Source organism: Microbacterium sp. Bi128 (assembly GCF_918698205.1).
In genome coordinates, this window is the sequence record NZ_CAKKMM010000480.1 from 1 (window position 1) to 3,473 (window position 3,473).

The 3,473-nt window shown below is 69.4% G+C and carries 4 protein-coding genes, 1 pseudogene and 1 riboswitch; of the genes and pseudogenes, 4 read left to right on the top strand and 1 reads right to left on the bottom strand.

From position 1 onward, the window contains the following. The first annotated feature begins 167 nt into the window (after window positions 1-167). Window positions 168-233: riboswitch (guanidine-III (ykkC-III) riboswitch) on the top strand. 9 nt (window positions 234-242) lie between these two features. From LQV45_RS21440 to LQV45_RS21455, 4 genes are all read left to right on the top strand, one after another. After that, entirely contained in the window at window positions 243-566 is a 324-nt protein-coding gene (locus LQV45_RS21440; protein WP_230008737.1) for a multidrug efflux SMR transporter, read from the top strand. A 20-nt stretch (window positions 567-586) separates the two neighbouring features. After that, window positions 587-973, top strand: coding sequence for a multidrug efflux SMR transporter (locus LQV45_RS21445; RefSeq protein ID WP_230008738.1), 387 nt, complete (start codon window positions 587-589; stop codon window positions 971-973). Window positions 974-1,161: 188 nt separating this feature from the next. Next, window positions 1,162-2,172 carry an aldo/keto reductase gene (locus tag LQV45_RS21450; RefSeq protein WP_230008739.1) on the top strand — a complete coding sequence of 337 codons (1,011 nt, stop codon included), beginning with the start codon at window positions 1,162-1,164 and terminating at the stop codon, window positions 2,170-2,172. A 21-nt stretch (window positions 2,173-2,193) separates the two neighbouring features. Then, a complete protein-coding gene (locus LQV45_RS21455) occupies window positions 2,194-2,844 on the top strand; it encodes an MBL fold metallo-hydrolase (RefSeq protein WP_230008740.1) in 651 nt (216 codons plus the stop codon). A gap of 122 nt (window positions 2,845-2,966) precedes the next feature. Here the strand turns inward: LQV45_RS21455 and LQV45_RS21460 are convergent. After that, window positions 2,967-3,473 (bottom strand): annotated as a pseudogene (locus LQV45_RS21460) (DEAD/DEAH box helicase); the annotation flags it as partial.

Sequence of the window (3,473 nt, forward strand, 5' to 3'; positions counted from 1 at the left end):
ACCCTGGCCAATGCCGACGGCCGGGCCATCGTGTCGGCGGCATACGATGTCGACGCCGGCGACCTTACCGCGCCGAACGAGCCGTGCGCGCAGTACCCCGTGGGGCGCACGTTCACTCTTTGCAGCGACGCCGTCGGGCTCTGATGCCGATTTGCTAGACTTGGAGGCCAGGGCCCCTCTTCCGGGCCTCCGGACGACGGTTCAGTACCCGGCACGCGACAAGACTGGCCACAGGAGCTGTCATGTCGTGGCTAATACTCATTCTTTCCGGGGCGCTGGAGGCCGTTTGGGCCGCCGCCCTGCACCGGACCGCCCAGGCCAGGGGCCGCCGCCGGCTGGTCCCGGCCCTCGTCTTCCTCGTTTCCGTCCTCGCCAGCACCGGCGGGCTCGCCGTCGCCATGCAGTCCATCCCTACCGGAACGGCCTACGCCGTGTGGGTGGGGGTCGGCGTCGTCCTGACGTCCGGCTACGCGATAGCCGCCAAAGTTGAGCGCTCGACGGCGGCACGGATCCTGCTTCTTGGCGGGATTGCCGCGAGCGTCGCCGGCCTGAAGCTGGTGGCGTGACCATGATGAAACCAGCTGCAATGTCATGGATGATTCTGCTCGCTTCCGCTGTGCTGGAGGCGGTCTGGGCTACGGCACTGGGCCTGTCCGACGGGTTCTCCCGCCCGTTGCCGACCCTCGTGTTCGCCGTGACGGCCAGCCTCAGCATGGTGGGGCTCGGCTTGGCCGTGAAGCGCATTCCGCTCGGCACCGCCTACGCCATCTGGGTGGGGATCGGCGCTGCACTGACGGTCGGCTGGGCGATGGCCACCGGCGTCGAACCGGCCAGTCCGCTCAAGCTGCTGTTCATCGCCGGAATCGTCGGCTGCGCGGCGGGCCTGAAGCTCCTGCCGCCAACGGCGGACTCAGAGGAACCGGCACAAGGCGCTGTCCGGCCGGCCTCCCCTGCGGAAATTCCCCACGTTTAGGGCAGTACGACGGCGTGTCCCCTGCGGCGCGCCGTCGTGCCGTCCGCGCAACGGTCAAAGGTGGGGAGAATCGTCTGCCCGGCCGATAGCAGGGCCGGAATAGCTGCCGGAATAGCCGCGCGCATCCTGGGGTTCTTGGCAGGGACGGAAGTCCTACGGAACTATTCAGTGCGCGAATGGAGACCAAGATGACGGCAGCAACAGTCCGGCTCGGCGACGGCCTGATGGTCAGTCCCCTGGGGTTCGGCGGTATGGCCCTGACCCCTGTCTACGGCGAGGTGGACCCGGCCGAGGCCCTGCGGACCCTGCATCACGCGGTGGACGCCGGCGTCAGCTTCATCGACACGGCGGACATTTACGGCGGCGGCAGCAACGAGGAGCTGATCGCGCGGCTGCTCAAGGAACGCCGCGGCGAAGTCCAGCTGGCCACCAAGTTCGGCCTCGTGGGCACACCGTCGGCCGGCTACACGGACATCCGCGGCGACGCCGCCTACGTGCGGCAGGCCGTGGACCGCAGCCTGCAACGGCTGGGCACCGACACCATTGACCTGTACTACCTGCACCGCCGTGACCTCCGCGTTCCGATAGTGGAAACCGTGGAGGCCATGGCGGGGCTGGTACAGGCCGGCAAGGTGCGGCATCTGGGCCTGTCAGAGGTGACGGCCGAGGAGCTGCGCGAGGCCAGCCGCATCCACCCGATCGCCGCGGTCCAGAGCGAATGGTCCATCTGGAGCCGCGACGTGGAACGCAACGTGGTGCCTGCCGCCGCCGAACTCGGGGTGGGATTTGTGCCGTATTCGCCGCTGGGCCGGGGATTCCTCACCGGCACCGTGGACGCCTCGACGCTGGGCAGCAACGACTTCCGCCGCAACATCCCGCGTTTCGCCGCGGACGCTGCCAGCGCCAACAAGGGCGTGGTGGCGGCCGTGCAGGCGGTCGCTGCGGAACTGAGCGTTGCCGGGCAGGCTGCAACTCCTGCCCAGGTGGCGCTGGCCTGGCTGCTTGCGCAGGGCCGCCAGCTGGGACTGCCCGTGGTCCCCATTCCCGGCACCCGCAAGGCGGACCGGATCGACGAAAACCTGGGCGCCCTGGCCCTCGACTTCACCGCAGCGCAACTGAGGACGCTCGAGTCCGCCGCGGACGCCGTCGTCGGTTCCCGCGCCGCGGACCCCAACTGGGTGTCCCAGGGCCGTGAATAGCGGCTCCGTAGACTGATGCCCATGGACTCGCTCATTCACTCTTTACGTGACATCACCATCCGCCGGATTTCGGTCGGCGAGATGGACAACAATGTTTACCTGCTCACGGCCAGGGCCTCCGGCGCGCAGCTCCTGATCGATGCGGCCGATGATCTGGCCGCCATCCAGGGGCTGCTCGCGGAAGCCGCCGCGGATACTTCCGCGACGCCGAAGCTGGCGCTGGTTGCCACCACCCACCAGCACTGGGACCATGTCCGGGCGCTGCCGTCCCTGGTGGAAGCCACCGGTGTGAAAACGGCGGCCGGGACAGAGGATGCCCCGGAGCTGCCGGTGCCGGTGGATGTACTGCTGGATCACGGGGACGTCGGCAACTTCGACGGCTTCGACGTGACGGCTGTACATCTGCGCGGCCACACACCGGGTTCGATCGCCCTTGTGTACCAGGACCCCGAAGGCCCGGCCCACATCTTTTCCGGCGACTCGCTGTTCCCCGGCGGGGTAGGCAACACACAGAAGGATCCGGCGCGCTTTGCCCAGCTGATCACCGATGTGAGCGAGCGGCTGTTCGACGTGTATCCGGATGACACCGTGGTGCACCCGGGACACGGCCAGCGCACCACCCTCGGCGCGGAACGGCCGCACCTGGAAGAGTGGCGCGCACGCGGCTGGTAGCTTCAGCTTTTCGCGGCGTTCTTGGACAACCGCTGCGCTTTCGGACGGCCGCTACGGGGATTCCCGTAGCGGCCGTCCGTTTGTGCAGCGCCAGCTAGTTTGCGTAGCTGAGAACCGGAACCTTAGCGGCCGCGGCGTTCGTTCGAGGCCGGAGCCGACGCGCGGCGGGGGCCCGAGCCGCGGGCCGGACGTCCTTCACCGGAACGGCCGTTGCCGCCGCCGGCGTAGGATCCGCCCGAGGCGCCACCGGTGTTGGAGGACCAGACCGCCGCGCTGCCTCCGGATTTGCTGCCGGCGGACTTGGCGCCGGCAGCTGCACGCTGGCCGGTTGCCGGGCGTCCGCTGCGCTGGCCGCCGGTCGAAGCGCCGGTGCGGGGAGCGCCACCTGTGCGGGGTGCTCCGCTGCGGGGAGCCGAAGCGCCCCGGGCGTCGCTGCGTCCGTCTGCGGCGCGTCCGTCCGAACCGCGGCCGGCTGCGGCACGGCCGCCTGCGGCCGGAACATCGTTGTGGTGCGCATAGGCGGTGGTGCGGCCGCGGCCACGCGCATTCCGGCGTTCGGCGCGCTCGGCATCTGCGCGGTCCTGGTTCTGTTCGGCGACACGGTCTGCGGCGTTGCGGGCAGCAGCTTT

Coding starts and splice junctions, on each gene's coding strand:
- LQV45_RS21440 (WP_230008737.1), top strand. CDS start 243: ATGTCGTGGCTAATACTCATTCTTTCCGGGGCGCTGGAGGCCGTTTGG.
- LQV45_RS21445 (WP_230008738.1), top strand. CDS start 587: ATGTCATGGATGATTCTGCTCGCTTCCGCTGTGCTGGAGGCGGTCTGG.
- LQV45_RS21450 (WP_230008739.1), top strand. CDS start 1,162: ATGACGGCAGCAACAGTCCGGCTCGGCGACGGCCTGATGGTCAGTCCC.
- LQV45_RS21455 (WP_230008740.1), top strand. CDS start 2,194: ATGGACTCGCTCATTCACTCTTTACGTGACATCACCATCCGCCGGATT.